The organism is Rothia sp. P7181, assembly GCF_048513015.1.
Classification (GTDB): Bacteria; Actinomycetota; Actinomycetes; order Actinomycetales; family Micrococcaceae; genus Rothia.
The window spans coordinates 211,559-234,561 of sequence record NZ_JBLXXZ010000001.1 but is presented as its reverse complement, the minus strand read 5'-3'; the positions used below and the strand labels follow the sequence as shown (position 1 = coordinate 234,561).

Below are 23,003 nucleotides of genomic sequence, written 5' to 3'. Positions count from 1 at the left end.
CAGAGGTTTAGCTCGCAAAAACCCCTGTATTTCACTTCTCGCTAAAGTTCATGAACACACCTGAACGACCAAAAAAGAGGAGAAACCCACACCCTAAAAACACTTTCGCTGAGTGCATAAGTGTCTCATAGGCTAGCGGACTATGACAGAACATGCGAAAATAGGAACTATGACTAACGCAACTGCTAAAGCAACTATTCATACCAACCACGGTGACATTGTGGTGAACCTCTTCGGTAATCATGCACCCATCACCGTTAAAAACTTCATTGGTCTTTCCAATGGTACTCAGGAATGGACACACCCTCACACCGGTGAACCACAAGAAGGCCCTCTCTACAAAGATGTCATCTTCCACCGCATCATCCGTGATTTTATGATTCAAGGTGGAGACCCCCTCGGGCAGGGCATCGGCGGCCCCGGATACCAATTCAAAGATGAGATCCATCCTGAACTTTCCTTCAACAAGCCATACCTTCTTGCTATGGCAAATGCTGGCCCCGGCACCAACGGCTCACAGTTCTTCATCACCACTGTAGAGACTCCTTGGCTCAACGGCCGTCACACCATCTTTGGTGAAGTCGCAGACGAAGCATCTCAGAAAGTCGTAGACGCTATTGAAGGCGTCAAGACCGGAAATATGGATCGTCCTGTAGAAGACGTCGTTATTTCTTCTATCGATATTGAAGAGCTCTAAACCTTATTGAGGTGAGATAAGAGCCCGTCCGGTATTTACCCTGGACGGGCTCTTATTGCATCACCACAACAACACTCAGAGAAAATACACAGATGAACTATCAGCCACCCCTGTATGGAGAATCCTCCGAATATTCATTTCCTACATGTTCTCAACACCCTGACAAAATGGCATATGCACGATGTAAACAATGCCAAAAACCAACCTGCGGTGACTGTCAGATTCCTGTAGAAGTCGGTATTTTATGCCGGTCTTGCCACCCCGATAGGACATCCACTCAAAAGATAACGAGAGCAATAATGCAACAAGGCTCTCCTCTTATCACCTATCTATTGATAGCACTAACCACGATAGTCTATGGCGCTCAATTATTAATTCCTGGGCACTTTATGTTCAACACCTTCGCTTTTAACTGGAATTATGTTCTTGAAACACACCAATGGTGGCGTTTTCTTACGAGCGGTTTTCTCCATAGCCAAGGGAATATCTCCCATCTGGCGCTTAACATGTTCTCTCTTTGGCTTTTTGGCCGTGAACTAGAATTTCGCCTGGGAAGAATAAAATTTATAGCCCTCTACCTGTGTTCTATTATCGGTGGTTCCATTGCAGTGTCTTTGGCAAGTATTCTGAGTTTTGCCCCATCTGTCACCACCATTGGTGCTTCTGGGGGAGTCTTTGGGCTCTTTGGTGCTTTTTGGGTTTTAACGCGTCTTCGCGGCGAAAATTCTTCTCCTATTTTGGTGTTAATTGCTATCAATATGGCTTATAGTTTCTTCTTCCCTGGCATCTCTTGGGAAGCTCATCTCGGAGGGATGTTTACCGGTGCTGCGGTGACGTGGCTAATGCAAAAATTCTCTCATCAGGGACGATAAGTCATTCTGCAAAGAACGTGGATTGACCTCTATGGAAGAACCCTACTAAAAGTTATCCACAGAGGTTGTCCACATTGTTAATAACTACAGGTGTGTAATTCTCAGAGTGTCATTCTGTGAAGAAAGCGATAAAACCAAGAAGCCACTTTCGCGTAATTACAGGGGTGTAACTATTTTCCCCAGGGTTATCCACGATTGTGGATAACCCTGGGATTGAAAGGTGTGGATTTTTTGGAATTACAAAATCTCACACAACATAAAACTTCTAAGCTGATGCCGTCTTGATTAGGCGGCGCACAGTCTCAGCAGCATCAGGAGCAGAAGCAACAAAAGACTTTTCAGCTGTAGAAACCGTGGGAACAACAGCATTTCCCTGATTGACCGATTTAACAAATTCTTCAGCCTCAGAATCTTCCCAAATATTGACCCATACGGCGTTATCTCCATCGTCACCTAAACCAGCATCAAGGCGCTCGCAAAAAGGGCACCCCGGTCTCCAAAAAATAACAACAGAACCCTGCTCAAGAGCCTGCTGGGCCTGAATAAACGTTGATTGTTGACGGTTTGTCATGGCAAACTTCTTTCTTTTAAAAATACTGATACGAGGTAACACAGAAAACTCCTTGCTACTGGAAGTATGATGGCACAAAAAACTGTGGACGATACCGAAAAATCGGTACCGCCCACAGCTTCTAAAAGAATAAATTACTTCTTGAAGGAATCAATAATGTCGCCAGCAGCGTCCTTGACCTTCTCTACACCGTCTTTAACAGTGGATTTGAGCTGATCAACTTTACCCTCTGCTTCTAGCTGAGAATCGTCAGTTACTTTGCCAGCAGCTTCTTTTGCCTTACCGGTAACGTCTTCAACGCCGTTCTGAATTTTATCTCCGATGCTCATAAGAGCCTCCTTCATAGATATGAGGTCTTTCGAGGAAGCAAACTTGCAACCTCTCACTAGTAAGACGAAACAACCTCCAAAAATGTCACGCAGAAAATAAAAAATTTTTTGAGGAAACTAAAAAAGGCTGATATTGCCATACTTTTACAGCGAAAAGTAGCCTTAAAAGACCAAACGCCCCATCTTACAGATGGAGCGTTCGACGAAAAACTTACTTACCAAATTTTTCGGTTACAGCGTCAATACCTTCGCTGATTTTTTCTTTTGCCTGGTTGACAATATCGTCATTGACAACGTCTTTACCAATTTTTTCATTGACAACATCTTTGACGTTTTCGACGCCTTCAGTGATTTTGTCTTTCATTCCATCAAGATCGAAACCCACGGAACTATCCTTTCATCTCAAGACGAGAAGAACTCTTAGAGTATCTACTCGAAGCATCAGAACAATGCTCATAACCAGAATAGTTGGTGCAGAATCATAAATAAAAGCTTTTCATCAAAATTTTCTCTATCGGTAGAAGGCGATTTACAAAACACGCGTTTGAATCTAGGCGCAAAACCTATACGACTGATATCTCAAACCCCCAAAAATAGTCTTTTGTGTACCTTTAAATCCTATTGTTTATTGAACAACACATCACAAAATAGCCAAAAATGACACTTCTGACCAGTAGAAATTAAAAAATAACATTGCTGAGTACCTTGCTTCGAAAAACAGGAGTATACTCGCCAGAGTCTTATTCATGATTACGCACAATAGTGCGTTCCTAGAAAGGTCCCCCTGATGGGGTCTACGCTCAAAAATAAACAGCGCAGTATCGCTCAACGAACACACAATAGCGATCCTGAACCAGAGGCGACATCAACTATCACCCAAAAAGTTCGCCATATATCTCGCACATGGCTCTTAGATAACGGGCAAGAACTCAAAGGCAACCTCCAAGGCCCCCACGGTAGAAAACGCCCGCAACATGAAGGTCACTCTTGGTGGAAAGTCATGTGCCTCTCCGGCGTCGACTACTTTTCAACCCTCGGATACCAGCCAGCTATCGCAGCACTCGCAGCAGGACTACTCAGCCCGCTCGTAACAATACTCCTCGTATTCGTCACCCTCTTCGGAGCGCTTCCTATCTACCGACGTGTAGCTGCAGAATCCTCAAATGGTGCCGGTTCTATCGTCATGCTTGAAAGATTACTCTCGCGGTGGAACGCAAAAATTGTTGTCCTCATTCTTTTAGGGTTCACCACTACAGACTTCATGATTACGATGACGCTCTCAGCAGCTGACGCTGCTGAACACGTCGAAGCTAATCCTTATGTACCCTCATTCCTTAGTGGTCAACATATCCTTATTACACTCTTCTTCCTTGGATTGCTCGGAGCAGTATTCTTGCGTGGCTTCAAAGAAGCTATCGGTATTGCTGTCGGTCTCGTTGTCTTCTTCCTCTCGGTCAACGTCGTTGTCATCGTTGGATCAATGATTCGTATCTTTGAGCACCCCGACTACCTCAACAATTGGTCCGACGCCTTGCTCAGAAGCCATTCAAACCCGTGGTTAGCTTTTGGTCTTATTGCTCTCGTCTTCCCTAAAATTGCGCTAGGTATGAGTGGATTTGAAACCGGCGTGGTTGTCATGCCTCAAATCAAAGCTGAAGGGAAGAATACCGCCGAGCAGACTAAACATCGTGTTATCGCTACTCGTAAACTACTGACAACAGCGGCAATAACCATGAGTACGTTATTGATTACCTCAAGTTTTGTTACAACGTTGCTCATTCCGCAGGCAGAATTTCAAGAAGGCGGCCACGCCAACGGTCGAGCTTTAGCCTACTTGGCCCATGAAATGTATGGGGAAGGATTTGGCACAATCTACGATATTGCCACCATTCTCATTCTCTGGTTTGCAGGAGCGTCAGCGATGAGTGGTCTTTTGAACCTCGTGCCACGCTATTTGCCTCGATACGGTATGGCCCCAGAATGGGCGCGTGCTTCGCGCCCTCTGGTCATTGTTTTTACTATTACCGCATTTATTATCACCATCATCTATAAGGCAGATGTTAACGCCCAAGGTGGAGCTTATGCTACAGGTGTTTTGGTGCTCATGACTAGTGCCGCTGTTGCAGTAACACTAAGCGCTCGCCGTCATCGAGAACCTTATTCCGTTATTTTCTATTCGTTGATCACTCTTATCTTTGTCTACACAACCGTTGCTAACATTATTGAACGCCCAGAAGGTATTCGTATTGCTAGCACTTTCATTCTGGCAATAGTGCTTGTGTCGCTGGTATCTCGTGCTATGCGCTCATACGAGCTTCGTATTGACCACGTTAAATTTGATAAAAAGGCTCTTGAATTTATTCTCGAAAAAACGGATGAGCCCATACACCTCATTGCTCATCGTCCTGATAACTTCAATCTTGCTGATTATCTTGAAAAGCGAGAACGTGAAGAATGGGGGCATCATATTGGTAGGGATAAGAATGTGCTCTTTATGGAAATTGCAGTGATGGATCCTAGCCAGTTTAAATCTGAGCTAACGGTGCACGGCGTTGAGGTAGGCGACCAACGTATCCTCTGCGCTTCTGGGGCTTCTATCCCTAATAACATTGCTGCTTTGACACTAGAGATTCGTGATATGACCGGTAATGTTCCGCACGTGTATCTTGACTGGGCTGCGGGTTCTCCGATGAAGAATTACTTGGCGTTTATTTTCTTTGGACAAGGTCAAGTTGCTTCAACGACGCATGAGGTGTTGCGGCGAGCTGAGAAACAGATTATGAGACGACCTGTTGTACACGTTTCATAATTAACGTATCTTGACAAGCTGTCCCCTAGTATATATGCCATTACGGGAATATATATTAGGGGACAGCTTGATTTAAATAGCTCCTAGAAATCTTTATCTGCAGGGAATCCCGCAACCATCGGCAAAAATTCAGGGGCTGCGTAACCGCAACGAGCATAAGCCTGTGCCACACTCTTTGCAGTGTCATGAATCTTGTCTTGATCGATGAGTGCCATAACAGCACCACCAAATCCTCCACCAACCATGCGAGCGCCTAATGCTCCATTTTCAAGACAGACGTTTACTGCAAGGTCAATCTCTGGTCGTGAAACCCTCAGCTCATCCCTCATGGAAATAAAAGATTCTGTGAAAAGATGCCCTAGTTCACTCCACGCATGAGGGGTTTCATCTGACATATTCCGAAGAAGGAATGCCGCTCGCTCTACAAGGCACATGTCGTGAAAAGTATGTCTAACCCAACCACGAGGAAATTGTGGAGGTTGTTGAGTCCCCTCAAAAGCATCAAGAGCACGAATCGTCGTTGTATCAACCATCGATAAACGCCAAAGCTTCGCCTGATGCTCATCTAATTGAGAACAGGACAAATCCTCAGGGAGAGCATTGCGAAGATAGTCCAAACCTAGAGCCTGAGCGCAGGCTTCTGCTGCTGCTCGACGAACCGCAAACTCTCCGCCTGAGAGCTCATGTGGAGTATTGGTGTTGATGACGAGGAAACCTAGTCCTGCTGACTCGACATCTGCTTCTAGAGGTTCTATAGAAAAATCTCGGAAATCAATAGCTAAAGCCTTATGTGGTTTAGACCGTAATGAGGTAGTTTGATCTAGTCCTCCTGTACGAGCCCCCGCAACATCGTTTTCTGCACGTATACATACTTGAGCTAAACGAGAACGTAAAACATCATTGCCAGGGCCTCTATCAGAAGGTAACGGCTCACTCTCATCGCAATCCTCACGTAGAGGGCATGAAAGGTCGAGGAGTGCCAAAATCGTTGAACACTCTAAAGCTGCAGAAGAGGAAAGCCCTCCGCCGACAGGAACATGAGAATCAATGAGTAAATCTGCACCAAAATTTTTAGGTAAAACAATATCTTTGCCCCCTTCCTGGTTCATGGCCCAAGCAACACCTGCAACATATGTGAACCACCCTTTGAGATTGCCTGGATGGATATCTCGAATAACGACGGTTCTTTCGTCCGCGGGCATCTGTAGAGACTCTGCACGAAGCACACCATCAGTTCTTAGTCTTCCTGCAATATAGGTGCGATAGGGAAGAGGCATCGGCAAACATGAACCACCCAAGAAATCAATATATTCCCCTAAGAGGTTAAGGCGTCCAGGAGCAGACCAGACACCATCAGGATAGACGCCGTATTTTTCTTTGAATGCATCTCTAATGCGTAATACCTGTTCTTGATGGTGAGGAAGATCCTTCCAATGTGGTTGAGCAAAATTGCTCATAGCGATATATCTTCTTTCCTGTAGTTGTAACCTTCAAACCTCATACATGATGATGTGGCAGTTTCGGGAATATCAACGATATTTTCCCACGACGTATTCCCTCCCCGTGGTGAAGTCTTGTTTTTGTTCTCACTAAAGATGACAGTTTTCATCGTTTCGGATGTATTACTTTTAGGGTATTTACGAGCATTCCGTAGATAACCACCCATGAATGAGCGCTTGGATACTTGTTTGATAAGAAGAAGGGGGCGTCAGCATCGTCTCTCGTGCTTCAAGCACAGCTGTTGTTTGTTCTTCTTCGATGAGACTGAGACAAAGATGTATTAAAGACTTTGCGGCAACCATCCCTGAAATATCGTCTCGTTGGTGGGTGAAGAGTTCTGCTAGCTTGCATAGAAAAGGTAAATCTTCAGGGTGAAGCGCTAAGGCTAAACGAATAACTTCGGCGCCTTCAGGGATAGAAATAATCTGTGTATAAAGTTCTTGAGTGCCGTTATACAGTGATATAGCCTCAGTGTCTCCAGTGCAGTGAACGGCGGAGAGCATTCTTGAGGCTAAAGAGGCAAGAAGCTCTTGTTTATTGCGAATGTGATAGTACAAAGAACCTGGTGCGACGTTTAACTCGGTGGCTAATCTGCGCATCGAAAGATCCGCTAAACCATATTGGTTGAGAACGGAGAATGCTGTGTCCAAAATTTTTTCACGTGATAGAGCCACCACATTATTGTAAAACGGTTCAGAGAACAAAAAAATAGATAAACAATGGGGTTGAATGGAAATATGACACTGAACTTCTCTGAACTCAAAGCACGTGTTTCTCATAAAGAGCATCTGACTATTAACGATGTTGTTGATATTTTGAGCTCTGGTCCAGGTGCAAAATTCGCTCTTGTCGAATTAGCTGCACAGCAACGTACCGAATTTTTTGGTCGTGAAATAACAATCGCTAATTTACTCGGTGCAGCACCTCTTTCTGATATTCCGCAAGTTGTTGTAACGGTTGCAGACGCAGAAGATGATCAAACGTTAGCGCGTAAATTGATGGACGCAGCTGAAGAATTAGAGTCGCTTACGCACGGACAACCTGGACAGTTGGTTCTCGACTTTTTGCCAGTTCACAAGGTATCCGACGCGGCTCAGGCACTTAGCCCAATGCGAGCGGTTGGTGTTCTCGTTGCTCTCCGTCTGCTCATTGGTTCGCACAGTCTTTTCTTGCGTCAGCAACGAGTCCAACGACTACAGTCCTTACAATCTTTAGGATTGCACGTCATCGATACGTTGATGCTGGAACAAAACCAAGAGAATGCGTCGTTGAGCGTTTTTGAAGATTTTGTTTCTATTCGTAATGCACGTTTAGAGATTTCTGGAGTGCAAGGTCGAGATATCGTAGAAGAATATGTTTCATTCTTTGAATCTCAAGGAGATTCAGATGCTCGGTCTTATGCTGAGGTTCTTCTGGGAGACCAAGAAAGTTCCGGTGGCGGTTGTGGTGGCAACTGCGGGTGCGGTTCAGGTGGCTGTGGCTAGTCATCATGTGATGTAGATGTCCTTAAAATGACGCTTACCTGAGATTTTCTGGAGAACTTCAGGGGTGTTGGCGCGTTTTGAATTGAACACCGTTCAAAAAAACAGTTAGATGAGTCTATGACGACCAACTTTCTAGAGATTTCTCAACGCATTCTCAACGGCGGACAACCTGCCACCCGCGAAGAAGCCTTAGCCATGCTCACCGCAGAAGACTTTTCTACCTTTACCCTGGTAGAAGCCGCCGGTCAGCTACGTCGCCACTATTTTTCAAACACCGTCAAAATTAACTACCTCGTCAACCTCAAATCTGGCCTATGTCCAGAAGACTGCACCTATTGTTCTCAACGATTAGGATCAGAAGCCGATATTCTCAAATACACGTGGATTAAACCTGACGAAGCCGTCAAACAGGCAGGGCACGGTATTGCTGGAGGGGCATCTCGTGTATGTATGGTTGCATCAGGCAAAGGCCCAACCAACCGCGATGTTGAACGTGTTGCTGGAATGGTTGAAAGCCTCAAAGAAGAACACCCCGAAGTAGAAGTATGCGCTTGTCTTGGCATCCTCAAAGAAGGACAAGCTGAACGCTTACAACAAGCTGGGGTTGACGCTTACAACCACAATCTCAACACTAGTGAAGACCACTATAAAGATATTTGCACCACCCACACCTACGAAGACCGCGTCAACACGGTGCACTCAGCTCAGGATGCTGGACTATCTGCATGCTCTGGTCTCATCGTCGGAATGGGAGAAAGCGACGAACAACTCGTCGACGCAATTTTTGCTCTTAAAGACCTTGAGGGAGATTCTATCCCCGTCAACTTCCTGATGCCTTTTGACGGGACACCCTTAGCTGGCACGTGGGAACTCACGCCCATGCGATGCTTACGCATTCTTGCAACAGTCCGTATGGTGAACCCTGAAAAAGAGCTTCGTATGGCTGGCGGACGAGAAATGCACTTGCGCTCGCTTCAAGCTACAGCATTACACGTCGTTAATTCCTTATTCCTCGGGGATTATTTAACTTCTGTCGGGCAGTCTGCTTTAGACGATTTAAAAATGATTCGTGATGGGGGATTCGTTGTTCTCGGTGCTGAAGACCGAGACCTTGTGGCAGAACATGAAGAATACCTGCGTGCTCATCATGCTTTACCTCAAGAGAACATGCCGGCTGCGACCCCCTGTGGAACCAGTGGCTCGGTGAGTGCTTGTGGTGGTTGTTCTTCTGCTGGAGCTTGTGGAAGCTCTCATATTTCAGTAGAAGCTGCTCAAGATTCTGGTCATCATGTAGAGTTTTCGCCTGTTATTACGAGAAAACGTGGCGTGGGTACTGATATCGCCCCTAATGCCTGATGGTTTTCTGATGATACGGTGAGAAAAATAAAGTATTTTTGCTCTTTTCTCACATAGACTGGGGCATGATGTCTTATACGATGCACCAGCACATCATGAGAGGGTGAGTAGAGCCATTATTTCTCGACGTTCAGCGCTAACATTGTGTGGTTTAGGCGGTTTAGGTTTAGCTCTTAATGCTTGTGGTTCTTCCTCCGATCAAGGAAATGATGAAGACCATGTTGCCGTGGAATTATTGGACCGCCAGAATAATCCGCTTAAAGTTTCTGGTGCTTACCGTCAATTAGCTGATTCTCTACGTGGGCTACCAGAGTTTTCTTCCCCTCGTAATTTTTCTCTGGCTCTGCACCGTTATGATACGCAAGAAACTTTTTACTATAACCCGTCATATCGTGGTTATGAAGCGAGCACGGTGAAGGTTCCTATTGCTTTAGCTCGAATGCGTATTGCCTATGAGCATGGAAAATCGTTGGGGCGCCATACCGTATCTTTAGTGAAATCAAGTATCGGGTATAGCGATAATAATTCGACAGTTTTGCTCTACGCCGGATTAGGTGACAACGAGCAGGAACGCTCTGAACAACTCAATCTCACCTATCAAAAGCTGGGTGTTTCTCAGACTCGAGACGGTGGTGGTTGGGGGAATAACCTCACAACAGCTGGAGACCACCTCAAAATTGCGCGAGCGGTCTATGAGGGACTTGATTGGGTGGCTTCATCGGATATGCGCGTTCTTCGTGCTGCTATGGAAGGAGCTGACCCGTCATCGCAGGGGTGGGGTGTTGGTGCCCTCACTCAAAACCCCGGTGCTCAACGCGTACTTTGCAAGAACGGATGGATTGCTGATGATGCTGGCATCTGGTTCATTAATTCTACGGGCGATGTGCTTCATCATGGGAAAACATATGCTCTATCCGTAATGACAACCGGATTCGCAGAGCAACAGCAGGGGCAAGAAGCTAATAGTAAAGTTGCTCAGACGGCATTATCAGTATTATCTTCTTGATAAACACCGTCATCGGGAAAAACTTTGATGATGCTATCAGTCTTTAGGTCTTAGAACGAGAAGAAATATGAACTAGACTTATTGCATAAGATAGCTTATGAACCTGTATAAAGCTCCTCTATGAGCGACGCAAAGACTTACTCAAGGAATTGATTCAATAACCATGAATTTAAAAGATTTTTCTCCAGCATTCCTAACCTCGTTAGCAGGTATTTTCGTGGGAGCGTTGATGATTGGTTCAAGCTCGGTAGTAGTAACGGCTCTAGGATGGTTACTGTTACTGGCGGCCCTCGTTCTTAACGTATTTTCCGTGATGGTTTCTCTCCAAGGTGCTAAAGGTAAGGATCTTCCTAGCTTGATTAGTTCTGTTGTTTCGGATTCTCGTGGTGACGAGAAAAAAGCTATTACTCAGACAGAAGATTCTGAGCCTGAACCTGATACAGAAGCTCAACCCGTGGTAGAGAAAAAGACTGAAAAAGAACAAGAAAAGATTTTTCGTTCCCGTTCTGCTCGCCCACGAAACTAGAAGGTAAAGAACCGGTATGAATACAAAGTTTTTACGTTCTCCGGCGTATCTTATGTCGGTTGGTGCGCTTATTGTTGGTGCGGTGCTAGCTAGTACTGACATGATGATTATCGGGTGGATTGTTTTTGCTGTTGGCCTTGCTCTTAACGCTATGGCGCTAGTTGTTTTGGCTAATCGAGATTATTTACATCATGTTCAGCGTTTAGAAGCGTCTCGTTCTGCACGTACGTCTGGTCGTTCGTCATAACAATACGAAAGCATAAAAAATGCGGTGGTCCTCCATAAATGGAGGACCACCGCATTTTTTATTTCTTTGCATAGCTACTACTTAGATGATGTCGTTGAGGATTCTCTTCATCAGAGTAGACATTGCAACAATCTCATTTGAATCAGTGTTGCGCAGTAGGTTTTGAATAAGGTCAGTGTGCACGGTGCGTGCTGCTCGGAATTGTTTATATCCTTGGGGTGTTAGGTAGACGCCTTTTCCTCGGCGGTCTTGTTCGACGTTGATGCGTTCAACCCAACCGATGTCAATGAGACGACCAACTTGGTAGGTGAGTCGAGAAGGAGAGAGGACGAGCGTTGAGGACAGCTTACCCATGCGCACCACTGGTGGCTCTTTGTCTTTTTTGTACCCTTCTGCAAGTACTGCAAGCACCTGAAAGTCGTCGAGCTTCATTTTGGTATGCGCTCGAAGGCCTTTATCAAGGTATTGGGTAATGGTGCTGTGTGTTTGTGAAAATAGCTTCCAGAGAAGTGTAATTTCCTGTTCGGTAAGTGGATGGGCAGTATTCATAGCAGTATGGAGTGTACCCTTCGTTGGGGAAGTGGGTTGGGGAAATATATTTTGTAGGTTTCGATGATATGTTGTTCAGAAAATCCATTACTGGATATCCATGACAAAATATCAAGTCCACAATCTACATATAGTTTATAGTAAATAATCCCTTAACAGTTACATTATATGCAAAGAAAAATTTTCTCATTACCAGCCGGTAATTTCCAGTTAAGTCTGATATCTACGTCTTCAATTATATAGATTGACCTAGTCAAGAGCGTAAAAATACAAATAATATTAAGATATTAGTCGTTAAAGCTGATAGGAATCTTTACGTTCTATGAGTTTCATCTGAGGGGAATAGTGTCGCTATTGACTTCTAAGAACTTCTTTATTGATAAAACAGGAAAGTTGTTTATTGTGACTTTCGCTAAGATTGTTTAGATAATTGCTAGCTATCAAGAGTTAAATCTTTTGCTAAACGAGCAATATGAATAGTCAGGTAGGTTAACTCATCGTCTGTGAGTTCTTGATCCAATTGCATTTCAAGTAGAAGACGGACTTTTTTAGCGCAAGAAAAAGCTTGAGGATAACTCGTCTTGACAGCCTCGAAAATAGCTGGAGTTGTTGGATCTTGCTGTAGAGGATATTTGCCTTGTTGAGAGCGAACAAAAAGATATCTCAAATGGGTGATAAAACGGACAACGCTCATCGAAGATTGATCAATTTTTTGCCCATATGCGGAAGAAATCACATCAAAAATTTGGGAAAAAATTTCAGTCATGCGGAACGTCGTAGACATATCCGCCGTTGTTAATTGAGAATTGACCAGATGCAATGCTAAAGGAATAGCCTCTGCCTCAGCTAACTTTACGCCTAAACGTTCTTCTACTAATGCAATTGCTTTCTTTCCGAACTCTACTTCTTGAGGATATAACTGGGTCACTTCAAGAGTGAGTGGATAATCCGCGTCAATACCTTCCTTCGCTCGAATAATAGCGAAGTTCAGGTGATCTGCGAGTGGGATAATAAAAGAATGAGAAAGAGATATATCGCTATTTTCACGAACAGAAGCCTCTAATTCAGTGGCAAGGGCAAGAATCTCTGAAGGAATCTCTGACAGAGACCACGTGAGCCTTTCGTCTGAGGTGTTCTGTTCAGGAACGAAAGTCTGTTCAACTTTGGTGGGGTCAAGAAGGTCGCCTTTGCGTTTGCCGAAGGCGAGACCTCTGCCGATGACGACTGTTTCAACACCAGAGTGATTCATAGCGAGGGCAACATTATTGTTGTAGATTCGAGAAATCCGCAAAGTACCCTCCTTCAATAAAACAACTATGAAGCATATATGTCTTCTCTATTTTAGGTGATATGTCGGTCAAGAAAGGGTTTGACCGCTATCATGCCTAGAAGTTTTAGTGGTGAGGGAGCTTTTCTTCCGTGATGACACATGGCTGAAGACGTAGAAAGGCTCGTGCCGGGGGGAACCACAACCACCGACACGAGCCAGTCTAAATGAAACGTACGCATCTCGAGTTTGCATTAGTACGATTCAGTCTCGCGCGCACCCTTTCGGGTGCTAATTTAGTTGACAACACAATAACTATACCTATTTATTGAGCAATGACGCAAGTGGCATTAGATAATTTTTTAACACAGTACCCGTGGGTAACATAGTCAGGTAAACCTTTAGTGTAGTAGAGCTTACTAACGCATTATTATTCCTAGTCAATGTCTTGTTCTTCAACTTTTCTGAACAACTATTGTTCATAGAGAAGACCTATACAGACCCATTTTTATACATAAACCAGATAACAAAAATATTTGATGATAAAGCAGATAACTGTACTAAATACAACACCAATACTGCCCACCGCCAAACCCCACCTCAACAAACTACACTGAAAAGAGTAGACAAAACGCCTTCAAAAGCTCAGAAAGACAACCTCATGAAACTCATCAACACACCAGCAGGAACCATCCACGCCATAGAAGATGAGAACACCATCAAAGCATGCGGAATCCCCTACGCTCGAGCCAAAAGATTCCAAGCCCCATATTCAGTCCGACTAGACGCTTTTGAACAACCCTATATCGCAGACCAACCAGCACCGGCAGCACCACAAAAACTTCGTGGAACACGCTCCGATATACGACAAGCAACACTCATCAGCGAAGACTGCCAAAACCTATCCATCCTCGCACCCACAACAGTGGATCTTAAAAAACCAGTTATGGTTTACCTTCACGGAGGCTCCTATGTTGTCGGCTCAGGAGACGGAAAACGATATAACGCCCACAAACTCGTCACAGAACAAAACCTCATCGTCGTCACTGTAACCTACAGGCTAGGAATACTAGGATTCCTCGGAGGAACACCCCAAAGGCCAGCCAACCTCGGACTGCTCGACGTTAGAGAAGCCCTTCGCTGGATCAAAGAAAACATTAGCTCATTCGGTGGAGACCCCAACAACATTACCGTCTTCGGACAATCAGCAGGAGCAGACCTCGCAACACAACTCATGATTACCGAAAACGTCATCGAAGAAGGACTACTGCACCGTGTCATTGCACAAAGTGCACCTTTAGACATGGTCAACCATAAAGAAAAAATGCCAGCAGCAATGCTCAAAAAAATTGCACACATCCCAGAAAACGCACCAGCTGAAACCTACGCTGAACTCTCCTGGAAAATGATAAGCCTCAACCCGCTCAAATTCGGCTTATATCCTTCGATGATGCCTTTCGGAACACAATATGGGTACTACCCGTTACCAGCCCCAGAACATGTAGAACAAGCATGGAAAAAAGCCGCACCTCACGTACAAGTACTCCTTGGAAATAACGAACGAGAAGCCGCCTACTTTACACCCGCCACACAATACCTCACCTCCATCAGCAACTCACAACCCCTCGAAAAAATCATCCAAAAAACCACCTACGATATTTACGAAAAACCAGCAAAAACCTTCGCCCAAAGGCACCAACAAGCAGGTGGAAAAGCAACCCGATACACCCTAAAAGTCGGTCACCCACTGCACCGCCTACGTTCAGCACATGGAGCAGAACTTTCGCTCCTCTTTGACAACCCCGCCTGGGAAAACTCTAAAATGCTTGCCGGAATGCACCACTATGAAAGAACCCAACAAGGAAAAGCGCTCCGCACCATCTGGGCAGAATTTGCACGAACTGGCACAATACGCGCCGAACTAAAAGACTTAGCACAGATACAATTTTTCTTTGAAGAAAAATAAAGGACACTAGATACCGTGAAACTATCGGATATCCCACAAGGACTACTCGTCTTCTTAGGTGGCGGAACCGGCGCAACACTACGTTGGCTACTGAGCGTCATATTAGCCGTAGACACTGCAACCCAAGTATGGATGATTAACCTGACCGGAGCATTTATCCTCGGACTCTTCCTCAGCTTCCTCTCCGCCTCAGGAGAAGATAATGAGCACCGTCAAGCACTACGCTTACTCATCGGCACCGGACTCATGGGAGGATTCACCACATACTCCTCCTTCTCCGTAGAAACCATCAAACTAGCACAACAAAATCTCTGGGGAGGCTTTGCCCTCAGCTTAGGAGCAACCCTAACCTTAGGGCTCCTCTGCTGCTGGCTTGGAACCCACCTTGGGACATACCTCGGAACTCAATACCGCACAAAAACCTCAACACCATAGAGAAAAACCTCATGAACTATGCACTCATCATCGGTATCTTCATTGCTGGAGGAAGCGGAGCATGGGCACGCTTTACCTGCGACCGATTCGTCAAAAAACTATGGAAAAAACACATTCCTCTTGGTACCTTCCTCATCAACATCGTAGGATCGTTCTTCCTCGGACTACTCGCAGGAACCATCGCATCACAAACCATCACCGACACTTGGATTATCACCATTATCGGCGCCGGATTCCTCGGAGGATTCACCACATTCTCCAGCGCAATGGTCGAAGTCGTCACTCACCTACGTATCAAACAACACCACGCAGTCTATTTTCTTCTGCTCATCCAACCCTTACTAGCACTCACCTGTGCAGCACTAGGATTCGCAATTACCAGCTAACACCACCGCAAAATAACTTGCTATCTTTTAACGACACCACACAACGTGCGCAACACAGATACCCCTAAACCCCAAAACTAACAACAAGGCTCACTCAGATATGCTCGCTGTACACTTCCTCGCCATCGAACAAGCGTTTTACCTATGGGGTTTCTCCTATGCCATCATCAGCATCATCCTGTTAACACTATGGAGCATGAAAAAAATAACTTTTAGCCTACGATGGTTTCTCTACACACCCATCATCCTGCTCTATCTTTGTGGCGTCATCGCAGTCACCATGCTGCCCCTACCAACACCCGAAGAATATACCCACATTTGCTCTGAGAACCCCTACTACCCACGATTCATCCTCGGATGGAGCCTACAATTTGCCATTCGTGATTTCTCCTCCATGGGAATCGGTGCAATACTCACCAGCAGCTACATCAAAGGACTCATCCTCAACGTTGCACTTTTCTTACCAGCCGGTGTCTTCCTCGCACTCCTTGCAAAAACAACGTGGAAAACAACACTCTTCGCAAGCTTCGGGCTATCAATGCTCATAGAACTCACACAACTAACTGGCATTTGGGGGTACTATCCTTGCGCATACCGCACCTTTGATGCAGAAGACCTGCTCACCAACACCATCGGAGCTATGATGGGGTGGGCCATCATCGAATTACTACGACACCACACCCGCAAACAACCCACCAGAGACTAATTTAAAGAGTTGGTCGTGAAGAATACTCCAGCACACGAAGCATAAACTGCTCACATAAACGAATCTGGGAAAGCTCAATCCACTCATTAGGAGTATGTGCCTGAGCAATATCACCTGGACCAATAATGACCGCACTAATACCAGCCTGCTGAAACTGACCAGCTTCCGTACCATACGTAACACGAACCAAAGATGTCGTATCGCTATACTCCTGACCAACCCACTCAAAACCTAAAGAAACCAGTGGATAATCCTCAGGAGTATCTAACCCAGGAACCGCCGCAATCAACTCATGATTCACCGAAACCTGAGAAGACAAAGAACCCTCTGGCACACCCGATAGACGTTCTGCACGCTGGGCTTTTTGTACCATCCTCGGAAGAATATCATTGAAAAGTTTATCCTCAACCGATGCAATAACTTCTTCACGGTTCGTTGCAGGAATCGTGCGGAAATCATATTCCACCACAACGTTCTCTCCCACAATGTTGTACTGCAAACCACCCTGCACAAAATTTGCACCCGCAGTAGAAGTCGGAGTCACAAAACCCTCATCAAAAGGCCCCTCTTCGAGCCACTGCTGCGCCAACTGCTCAATAAACACAATGAACTCGGCGGCCGAAGCAACAGCATTGACCCCATGAGGAGCCAACGACGCATGTTTAGCGATGCCATGAAAAGTAGCACGACCACGATGAGCCGACTTATGCGCCACAATAACCTGCATTGAAGACGGCTCACCAACTACCGCATACTCAGGGCGAACACCACGTTCTGCAAGCTCCGCAATCATACGAGGGGCACCCAAACACCCAATTTCCTCATCATACGAGAACGCAAAATGTAAAGGCTTCACTAAACGTTGCTGATCAATCCGTTCAAGAAGCCACAACGCTACCCCGATAAAAGACTTCATATCAGCAACACCACGACCATAAAGTCGATCACCTACTACCGTCGCGCAGAACGGGTCAGTATCCCAACGCTGTCCTTGAACAGGAACCACATCGGTATGAGCGCTAAGAACAACACCACCCTGGCGTGTTCCATCTGCTGCAGGAATCGTGACATACATATTGGCGCGCTCGCCATCATCGCTATAGGTATACCACGGGGTATAACCGTATTTGAGAAACTCTTGCGCAATGAGCTCTAAAAGGATGGCATTAGAAGTTTCAGAAATCGTAGGAATCGCAATAACTTTTTGAATCCAAGGCAACGAATCGGGAAGCGTTGACATCATGAGTCCTTAATCAATCGGTGGTCTGTGTATATCCAGTCTAAAAGGAATTCAGAAATAGTTTTCTAAACTCCTCTGAAAATATGTGTGCGAGGCAGGACTATATTTCGTAAAAGTCGCCTAAGCGGTGGAACTTACGGGCGTGATACACCACCGGAGTCATTGTTGTAGTGTCATGACGAATAAAATCTGTGACGGCTGCAGTTAAAACAACCGCTGGGTCTGCCTCAATTTTCTGAAGAGGTTTCACTCTTAGAACACGGTTAAACCCCTGCAAAAGAGGTTCACCCGTGGGGAGAATGTCCCACGTTGTTCTATCCTCAAACTTGGGGTATCTGCTGGTCGCAAATTTCTTCGCAACCTCAACATTCTCCCCACTAACTAAATGAATGAGAAAGGACTCCGAATCAACAATTCTAGCTGCAGAACCGGTTCTACTCTGAAAAGAAAAAGCAACAATAGGAGGTGTTGCTGACACCGAAGAAAGAGAAGAAATAGTCAGCCCCGCAGGAAACCCCTGCTGATCTTGTGCCGTAATGATGGCAACTGCTGCTGCCTGAGCTCCAAAACACTCACAAAAAAGTTCTGCTGGAGTCTTTGAAGAAAATACGTGCGATGTAGGTGCCAACTGTGTGCTCATGGCTATCAATCTTTCTTTTGCGGCTGCAAGGTGATACGGGTAAGCCTAAAGGCACACAGCAGAATGCGCGAGGTTATGTCGTTTTGTGTAAATGAGGGCGTTCTATGACGAATATGACGAGGGTATAACGTCACATTGCTAGCGCTTCATATGAATCCTCTAGAGAAGTATCCATCCTAAATTTTTGTAATTACATACTAAAACCGCATATCTGCAACGGCAGAAAACAAGGTTTCACTCAAGAACACTCTCTTAACGGCTCAGGCCTGCTATCTACGCACAGATAGCAGGCCTGAACTGTACACAAGAAAAATAATGTATTTGATTAGTATTTATGCCTTTTTGTGCATTTCTTCAACGAGTGCACCAAAGTCTCTCAGCAACTGAGGCATATCATTCTTATCGGTCACAACCTCAACAAAAACCAATCGATCTCGAACCTCGCGTGCCACCGTACATGCGTGAACAAGCTCCTCAGAGGTCGTCGCCTTCAAAATGATGGAATTCTCTTCCGTTGCCCCAAAACCTTCTGGAATCTTCTGCCAGTTATAAGCAGTAATATCGTTATATTGAGCCTCTGGCCCATGAATAGAACGCTCAATCGTATAACCCTCATTATTGACAACGAAGATAACAGGATTAAGATTCTCACGAATAATAGTTCCCAACTCCTGAATCGTTAACTGAGCAGAACCATCACCGACGAGAAGAACACCTCGCGAATCACGATCAGCCATCGCCGCACCTAATAATGCAGGAATCGAATAGCCAATAGAACCCCACAACGGCATGCCAATAAAACGAGAATCTTCAGGGAACTTCTGATGAGCCATACCGAAGAACGACGTGCCCATATCAACAACCACAGTGTTCTTTGCATCCAAATGCTGAGGAAGAAGAGACCATAACTGGTGCTGAGTCAAAGGCTCAGAACTTACCTCCACCGAACTATCAGAGGCAAGAATCGACGAAAAATCTGCTGGTAAAGCACCAACCTCCGTAGCAGCCTCACGAATAATATTCAAAGCATCAGCAATAGTCAGCGGGGCAAATACCGCACCAGCAATCGTTGCCCCTTGTGCACCTAAATCAATCACACGAGAAGAGTCAATTTGCTGAGAAAAATGCGCTGAAGTCATATCGGTAAATTCCACACCCGAACAGATAAGAACCTCAGCTTCCTCAACAACACGACGAGTATTCTCGTCAGACAGCGCACCAATGTAAATGCCAGCATAATTTGGCAACGTCTCATCAATCATTGCCTTACCCCACAGAATAGACGCAAAAGGGAACCCTGTGGAGGTTACAAGAGCGTTAAGCTCGCCGACTGCACCAAGACGCTCTGTCATAATATCGGCAAGAACAGCAGTCTTCTTACCACGGATAAAATCTCTCGCCGCATGACGGAACTGATCTTCAACCTCAGGATCAGAAAGACGCAAATTCACATCAAGAGGGGTGCTGGGAGCGCTTGCTGGAACGCGAGCAACATCCACAGGAACCATCAAATAACCGGGTTTGCGATGAACAATAGCTTCGCGTAAAACACGATCAATATCGCTCGTTGCGGTAGCCCTATCAAGAATAGCTACCGAATAATTCACTTCTCTAGCCATGCGCACAAAATGGTTAAAATCCCCATCGCCCAAAGTGTGGTGCATACGTCCATGCTGTTGCTGAGCCGTTGTACCCGGCGCTCCAACAATATGAATAACGGGAACATTCTCGGCATAAGAACCAGCCGTCGCATTAATAGCAGATAACTCCCCAACACCGTAGGTGGTGCATAAAACACCTAAACCACGTACGCGAGCATACCCGTCGGCAGCGTACCCAGCGTTAAGTTCATTAGCGTTACCCACCCACGAAAGTTTTTCGTGTTCAAGAACATGATCTAGAAAATGTAAATTGAAATCTCCTGGAACACCAAAGATGTCGGTGACACCCAATTCGACTAGTCGATCAAGCAGATAATGACCTACGGTATAAGACATTAGAATAAACTCCTAAACCTAAAATAAAGTGTGGTAACGCATATCGTCTCTAACGATAGCGGTCATACCTCCGATAAACCACCTGCTTTTCGAGAAAGAACTCGCAAATAACTCGAGAAAACAGTGTGTTTTACCTCAGAATCTAAGGCTTTTGTCTTTTCCGCAATAACGAACAGAACGCATATTGTAGGCTGTATAAACGGCTCATTAATACTGCACAGCAAGGAGAACGCAAACTATGGTCTGGCTGGTTACCGCAGTGCCATTCCTCATAGGAATAGCACTTATTCTGCTACCAGGTCTTTTTGTTACCTCCGCACTACGTCTTCGAGGTATCGACGCAATAGCTATCGCGCCTTCTGTCTCTATTGCACTCATTACCGTTAGCGCAATGATTGCGCCACTTATTGGACTTCCTTGGAACGTTGGTGTTCCCTTAGGTTTCTCCTTGCTGGTAGCTTTTATCCTTGGCGTTATCTATGCTCTTATCCGCTATCTTCGATGCGAAGACTTCCCTGCAACAGTGCGAAGCAAACGAGCCTTGACTATAACCAAAGGTGCTGGCATTACAGCGCCAGCACTTACACTGCAACGGTGGTTCAGCAAAGAACAAGCAATCTACTGGGGTAGCTTCCTAATCGGGGCGTTATTGCTTCTGCGGAACACCAAAAATGCTATTGGTCGCCCTGAATGGATTTCGCAAACTTTTGATAATAACTTTCACCTAAATGCCATTCGCTATATAGAACAAACACAAAATGGCTCATCTTTATCTATCGCTGGGATGACATCTGGAGACGGCGACGTATTTTTCTACCCTGCTGCATGGCACGATGTTGTCTCACTGATTTTCCAGCTTTCTGGAACAACCATACCCATCGCAACCAATACGATGGCATTGGTGACTTGTGCAATTATCTGGCCACTGAACCTCGTGATGCTCATGAGGAGCATATATCGTTTTAACGCTGCAGCGGTCATGAGTATTGGTGCTCTTGGTGCAGCTTTTACAGCATATCCCGTGTTGCTTCTTAACTTTGGTGTGCTTTACCCTAACCTTCTTGGCATAGCGCTCATCCCCTCAGGGCTTGCCCTGATTATTCAGTTATTGCGCATTACAGGAATGCGTTCGCTGAACACCGCTCAGAGCCTGCTCTTAGGAATTTTCTGTGCATTAGGAATTGCACTATCACACCCAAACGCGATTATGTCACTCTTTGTGATTGCGTTGCCATTAGTACTTGTGCGGATGGTTTTGCAAATAATTCGTTTATCGAAGGGCGCGCTGAGCAGATGGGTTTTTTGCGTGCAAATGGCATCTTTAAGCGCTGTTCTTGCGGTCGTTAATATCCTGTGGGGGATTGTGCGTCCCTCTAAAGAAGCTGGAGAAATCTGGGGTCCTCATATTAGTCAAGCTCAAGGTTATGGAGAAGCCTTAACGAACGCTGAGATTAATAACGTCCCTCAATGGTTTATCACGATTATATTCCTCATAGGAATCTACGCATTGTTACGCCGCAAAGATCGGAATCTGTGGCTTCTTCTGTCGTGGTCTTTTGTCGCATTTTTCTATAGTGCTGCACGATCTCTCCCCTGGGACCAAGACCGTTACTGGGTTGTTGGCATCTGGTATCACGATTCTTACCGATTAGCAGCACTCTTGCCTATTGTTGTGATTCCCATTGCTGTATGGGGTATTCAATACATGACACAGAACTTCTACCAGAGTGTTCTATGGTCTAAATTGATACACGTCCTAGAAAACACTATAAAGAACACGTCACGACGGAAACAAACTCTAGAATCTCAAGCTCGTATCGTATCGACAGCAGTAGTTCTATGTGCTGTGATTTATGGGGGGCAAACTGCTCAAGCTCTTACCCGTCAGATTGAAGACAGTTTCTGGTTCTATGCGCCTACTCACGATTCTCGACTGCTGACGACTGATGAAATAGAAATCCTTAAAACCTTGGATGACTATGTTCCAGCAGATAACGAAATTATTGTGCAACCCTATACAGGCTCTGCTTTAGCCTATGCTTTAGCAGATCGAAAAGTTACCGCTTATCACACCATCTATGTTGAAGAGCCTGAGGTTAAATACGTACAAGAACACCTTAATCAGGCCAAAGATGACCCGAAAGTGTGCCGTATTATTAAAAAAGATAGAATGAATTACTATCTTGACTTCGGAAAACAAGAAGTTAACGGTGATGACCATACGCATCGTTATCAAGGATTTGAGAATCTCAAGAACTCGGGAATACTCTCTGAAGTTCACCGTCAAGGTGATGCTATTCTCTATCGAATCACTGCCTGTAACTAGCGGTATATGAGGGAAATGAACTGTTACACTGAGTAACGATTCACCGAGAACACCCCTCGATGCCATTGCACATACTGGGAGCAAATTTTTGACG

The 23,003-nt window shown here is 45.3% G+C and carries 23 protein-coding genes; 13 read left to right on the top strand and 10 right to left on the bottom strand.

Annotated features, from left to right (window positions below; genetic code table 11):
* The first annotated feature begins 169 nt into the window (after positions 1-169).
* Both ACN08Z_RS01110 and ACN08Z_RS01105 read left to right on the top strand, forming a co-directional pair.
* Positions 170-697, top strand: coding sequence for a peptidylprolyl isomerase (locus ACN08Z_RS01110; RefSeq protein WP_419102789.1), 528 nt, complete (start codon positions 170-172; stop codon positions 695-697).
* A gap of 167 nt (positions 698-864) precedes the next feature.
* Entirely contained in the window at positions 865-1,569 is a 705-nt protein-coding gene (locus ACN08Z_RS01105; protein WP_419102788.1) for a rhomboid family intramembrane serine protease, read from the top strand.
* A gap of 265 nt (positions 1,570-1,834) precedes the next feature.
* Here ACN08Z_RS01105 and ACN08Z_RS01100 read toward each other — a convergent pair whose 3' ends face one another.
* From ACN08Z_RS01100 to ACN08Z_RS01090, 3 genes are all read right to left on the bottom strand, one after another.
* A complete protein-coding gene (locus ACN08Z_RS01100) occupies positions 1,835-2,140 on the bottom strand; it encodes a glutaredoxin domain-containing protein (protein ID WP_419102787.1) in 306 nt (101 codons plus the stop codon).
* Positions 2,141-2,274: 134 nt separating this feature from the next.
* On the bottom strand, positions 2,275-2,469 hold the full coding sequence (locus ACN08Z_RS01095) for a CsbD family protein (protein ID WP_419102786.1): 195 nt from the start codon (positions 2,467-2,469) through the stop codon (positions 2,275-2,277).
* A gap of 211 nt (positions 2,470-2,680) precedes the next feature.
* A complete protein-coding gene (locus tag ACN08Z_RS01090; RefSeq protein ID WP_419102785.1) occupies positions 2,681-2,854 on the bottom strand; it encodes a ribosome recycling factor in 174 nt (57 codons plus the stop codon).
* Positions 2,855-3,256: 402 nt separating this feature from the next.
* On the opposite strand from ACN08Z_RS01090, the gene ACN08Z_RS01085 reads away from it, so the two are divergent.
* On the top strand, positions 3,257-5,278 hold the full coding sequence (locus tag ACN08Z_RS01085) for an amino acid transporter (RefSeq protein ID WP_419102784.1): 2,022 nt from the start codon (positions 3,257-3,259) through the stop codon (positions 5,276-5,278).
* Positions 5,279-5,361: 83 nt separating this feature from the next.
* On the opposite strand, the gene ACN08Z_RS01080 is transcribed toward ACN08Z_RS01085, so the two are convergent.
* Positions 5,362-6,735 carry a galactokinase gene (locus ACN08Z_RS01080; protein WP_419102783.1) on the bottom strand — a complete coding sequence of 458 codons (1,374 nt, stop codon included), beginning with the start codon at positions 6,733-6,735 and terminating at the stop codon, positions 5,362-5,364.
* Between the two features lie 180 nt (positions 6,736-6,915).
* The gene (locus tag ACN08Z_RS01075) at positions 6,916-7,452 is read right to left on the bottom strand and encodes a TetR/AcrR family transcriptional regulator (RefSeq protein ID WP_419102782.1); all 537 of its coding nucleotides are present in this window, start codon (positions 7,450-7,452) and stop codon (positions 6,916-6,918) included.
* Between the two features lie 63 nt (positions 7,453-7,515).
* Here ACN08Z_RS01075 and ACN08Z_RS01070 point away from each other — a divergent pair, with 63 nt between their 5' ends.
* The 5 genes from ACN08Z_RS01070 (at position 7,516) to ACN08Z_RS01050 (ending at position 11,397) form a co-directional block, all read left to right on the top strand.
* Entirely contained in the window at positions 7,516-8,262 is a 747-nt protein-coding gene (locus ACN08Z_RS01070) for a hypothetical protein (protein ID WP_419102781.1), read from the top strand.
* A gap of 117 nt (positions 8,263-8,379) precedes the next feature.
* Positions 8,380-9,618: a biotin synthase BioB gene (bioB, locus tag ACN08Z_RS01065; RefSeq protein WP_419102780.1), complete on the top strand. Its 1,239-nt coding sequence runs from the start codon at positions 8,380-8,382 to the stop codon at positions 9,616-9,618.
* A gap of 103 nt (positions 9,619-9,721) precedes the next feature.
* The gene (locus ACN08Z_RS01060) at positions 9,722-10,624 is read left to right on the top strand and encodes a serine hydrolase (RefSeq protein ID WP_419102779.1); all 903 of its coding nucleotides are present in this window, start codon (positions 9,722-9,724) and stop codon (positions 10,622-10,624) included.
* A 163-nt stretch (positions 10,625-10,787) separates the two neighbouring features.
* Entirely contained in the window at positions 10,788-11,150 is a 363-nt protein-coding gene (locus ACN08Z_RS01055) for a hypothetical protein (RefSeq protein WP_419102778.1), read from the top strand.
* 16 nt (positions 11,151-11,166) lie between these two features.
* On the top strand, positions 11,167-11,397 hold the full coding sequence (locus tag ACN08Z_RS01050) for a hypothetical protein (RefSeq protein ID WP_419102777.1): 231 nt from the start codon (positions 11,167-11,169) through the stop codon (positions 11,395-11,397).
* A gap of 81 nt (positions 11,398-11,478) precedes the next feature.
* On the opposite strand, the gene ACN08Z_RS01045 is transcribed toward ACN08Z_RS01050, so the two are convergent.
* Positions 11,479-11,946, bottom strand: coding sequence for a MarR family winged helix-turn-helix transcriptional regulator (locus ACN08Z_RS01045; RefSeq protein ID WP_419101237.1), 468 nt, complete (start codon positions 11,944-11,946; stop codon positions 11,479-11,481).
* A 433-nt stretch (positions 11,947-12,379) separates the two neighbouring features.
* On the bottom strand, positions 12,380-13,237 hold the full coding sequence (locus ACN08Z_RS01040) for a PRD domain-containing protein (RefSeq protein WP_419102776.1): 858 nt from the start codon (positions 13,235-13,237) through the stop codon (positions 12,380-12,382).
* Between the two features lie 637 nt (positions 13,238-13,874).
* Here ACN08Z_RS01040 and ACN08Z_RS01035 point away from each other — a divergent pair.
* The 4 genes from ACN08Z_RS01035 (at position 13,875) to ACN08Z_RS01020 (ending at position 16,706) form a co-directional block, all read left to right on the top strand.
* Positions 13,875-15,179 (top strand): carboxylesterase family protein, encoded by a 1,305-nt coding sequence (locus ACN08Z_RS01035; protein ID WP_419102775.1) that lies wholly within the window; start codon positions 13,875-13,877, stop codon positions 15,177-15,179.
* A gap of 15 nt (positions 15,180-15,194) precedes the next feature.
* On the top strand, positions 15,195-15,614 hold the full coding sequence (locus ACN08Z_RS01030) for a fluoride efflux transporter FluC (protein WP_419102774.1): 420 nt from the start codon (positions 15,195-15,197) through the stop codon (positions 15,612-15,614).
* A gap of 11 nt (positions 15,615-15,625) precedes the next feature.
* Complete coding sequence (locus ACN08Z_RS01025; RefSeq protein ID WP_419102773.1) at positions 15,626-16,000, top strand: fluoride efflux transporter FluC; 375 nt, start codon at positions 15,626-15,628, stop codon at positions 15,998-16,000.
* Positions 16,001-16,100: 100 nt separating this feature from the next.
* Positions 16,101-16,706, top strand: coding sequence for a VanZ family protein (locus ACN08Z_RS01020; protein ID WP_419102772.1), 606 nt, complete (start codon positions 16,101-16,103; stop codon positions 16,704-16,706).
* Between the two features lies 1 nt (position 16,707).
* On the opposite strand, the gene ACN08Z_RS01015 is transcribed toward ACN08Z_RS01020, so the two are convergent.
* The 3 genes from ACN08Z_RS01015 to ACN08Z_RS01005 form a co-directional block, all read right to left on the bottom strand.
* Positions 16,708-17,949, bottom strand: coding sequence for an acetylornithine deacetylase (locus tag ACN08Z_RS01015; protein WP_419102771.1), 1,242 nt, complete (start codon positions 17,947-17,949; stop codon positions 16,708-16,710).
* A 97-nt stretch (positions 17,950-18,046) separates the two neighbouring features.
* The gene (locus tag ACN08Z_RS01010; RefSeq protein ID WP_419102770.1) at positions 18,047-18,586 is read right to left on the bottom strand and encodes a flavin reductase family protein; all 540 of its coding nucleotides are present in this window, start codon (positions 18,584-18,586) and stop codon (positions 18,047-18,049) included.
* A gap of 332 nt (positions 18,587-18,918) precedes the next feature.
* A complete protein-coding gene (locus ACN08Z_RS01005; RefSeq protein WP_419102769.1) occupies positions 18,919-20,583 on the bottom strand; it encodes an alpha-keto acid decarboxylase family protein in 1,665 nt (554 codons plus the stop codon).
* A gap of 238 nt (positions 20,584-20,821) precedes the next feature.
* Between ACN08Z_RS01005 and ACN08Z_RS01000 the strand changes: the two genes are divergently transcribed.
* Positions 20,822-22,909: a DUF6541 family protein gene (locus ACN08Z_RS01000; RefSeq protein ID WP_419102768.1), complete on the top strand. Its 2,088-nt coding sequence runs from the start codon at positions 20,822-20,824 to the stop codon at positions 22,907-22,909.
* Positions 22,910-23,003 lie beyond the last annotated feature (94 nt).

Excerpts from the sequence above, each read along its gene's own strand:
- ACN08Z_RS01110 (WP_419102789.1), top strand. The coding sequence starts at position 170 with ATGACTAACGCAACTGCTAAAGCAACTATTCATACCAACCACGGTGAC.
- ACN08Z_RS01105 (WP_419102788.1), top strand. The coding sequence starts at position 865 with ATGGCATATGCACGATGTAAACAATGCCAAAAACCAACCTGCGGTGAC.
- ACN08Z_RS01100 (WP_419102787.1), bottom strand. The coding sequence starts at position 2,140 with ATGACAAACCGTCAACAATCAACGTTTATTCAGGCCCAGCAGGCTCTT.
- ACN08Z_RS01095 (WP_419102786.1), bottom strand. The coding sequence starts at position 2,469 with ATGAGCATCGGAGATAAAATTCAGAACGGCGTTGAAGACGTTACCGGT.
- ACN08Z_RS01085 (WP_419102784.1), top strand. The coding sequence starts at position 3,257 with ATGGGGTCTACGCTCAAAAATAAACAGCGCAGTATCGCTCAACGAACA.
- ACN08Z_RS01080 (WP_419102783.1), bottom strand. The coding sequence starts at position 6,735 with ATGAGCAATTTTGCTCAACCACATTGGAAGGATCTTCCTCACCATCAA.
- ACN08Z_RS01070 (WP_419102781.1), top strand. The coding sequence starts at position 7,516 with ATGACACTGAACTTCTCTGAACTCAAAGCACGTGTTTCTCATAAAGAG.
- bioB (WP_419102780.1), top strand. The coding sequence starts at position 8,380 with ATGACGACCAACTTTCTAGAGATTTCTCAACGCATTCTCAACGGCGGA.
- ACN08Z_RS01055 (WP_419102778.1), top strand. The coding sequence starts at position 10,788 with ATGAATTTAAAAGATTTTTCTCCAGCATTCCTAACCTCGTTAGCAGGT.
- ACN08Z_RS01050 (WP_419102777.1), top strand. The coding sequence starts at position 11,167 with ATGAATACAAAGTTTTTACGTTCTCCGGCGTATCTTATGTCGGTTGGT.
- ACN08Z_RS01045 (WP_419101237.1), bottom strand. The coding sequence starts at position 11,946 with ATGAATACTGCCCATCCACTTACCGAACAGGAAATTACACTTCTCTGG.
- ACN08Z_RS01035 (WP_419102775.1), top strand. The coding sequence starts at position 13,875 with ATGAAACTCATCAACACACCAGCAGGAACCATCCACGCCATAGAAGAT.
- ACN08Z_RS01025 (WP_419102773.1), top strand. The coding sequence starts at position 15,626 with ATGAACTATGCACTCATCATCGGTATCTTCATTGCTGGAGGAAGCGGA.
- ACN08Z_RS01020 (WP_419102772.1), top strand. The coding sequence starts at position 16,101 with ATGCTCGCTGTACACTTCCTCGCCATCGAACAAGCGTTTTACCTATGG.
- ACN08Z_RS01015 (WP_419102771.1), bottom strand. The coding sequence starts at position 17,949 with ATGATGTCAACGCTTCCCGATTCGTTGCCTTGGATTCAAAAAGTTATT.
- ACN08Z_RS01010 (WP_419102770.1), bottom strand. The coding sequence starts at position 18,586 with ATGAGCACACAGTTGGCACCTACATCGCACGTATTTTCTTCAAAGACT.
- ACN08Z_RS01005 (WP_419102769.1), bottom strand. The coding sequence starts at position 20,583 with ATGTCTTATACCGTAGGTCATTATCTGCTTGATCGACTAGTCGAATTG.
- ACN08Z_RS01000 (WP_419102768.1), top strand. The coding sequence starts at position 20,822 with ATGGTCTGGCTGGTTACCGCAGTGCCATTCCTCATAGGAATAGCACTT.